This window comes from Micromonospora aridisoli, assembly GCF_056150025.1.
In genome coordinates, this window is sequence record NZ_JAXCFK010000103.1 from 1 (window position 1) to 587 (window position 587).

At 36.8% G+C, this 587-nt stretch carries 2 protein-coding genes; both read right to left on the minus strand.

The features are described 5' to 3' along the window. A partial coding sequence (locus SM447_RS29570; protein ID WP_474576149.1) for a glycosyltransferase occupies positions 1-198 on the minus strand: 198 nt, incomplete at its 3' end. Between the two features lie 4 nt (positions 199-202). After that, on the minus strand, positions 203-587 hold a 385-nt coding region (locus SM447_RS29575; RefSeq protein WP_474576150.1), incomplete at its 5' end, for a DUF4199 domain-containing protein.

Here is a 587-nt window from a genome sequence, read left to right on the forward strand (position 1 = left end):
AAACCGAATACCTTTTACCTGGGTGTCTTGATTCGAAAGCTTTGTGATAGTCTTCCAGGAGTCATCTGTGCTGCCGTCATCTATAAATAGAATTTCGTATGACAGTTTATAATCTTGCATCACTTTGGTGATCCAACGATATAGTTCATTCAACGATTCTTCTTCGTTGAGTAAAGGTATGATGATAGAGAGGTTCATTAATTTAAGACTCTTTTTTCATGATCAAACCTGCAAAAATGGAGATGATGAAACCAAAAAAGAGGTTTCCTATTAAGGAGATTGCAGTGTTAATTCCTGGAGACGTAAATTTTCTCGTTATTTCAATAGCCGTTTCTATTTGTGCTTCGGTCATATTTGGATTTTGTTCGATCATTTGCTCTTCTGCTGCATTGACTATCTGGTTGACCATGTCTGGCTCGATATAATTCATCAATATGTACATCCAAGCGGCTCCTATAAGTCCACCAATCGTAGCAATCCCAATCCCTACTTTTAGGGCTTGTGATAATGATAGTAGATTGTTGTTTTCTTTTTTGAATCCATTAATGCCTAGTACAATTGAAGCAATAAGAATGGCAAATCCAGCA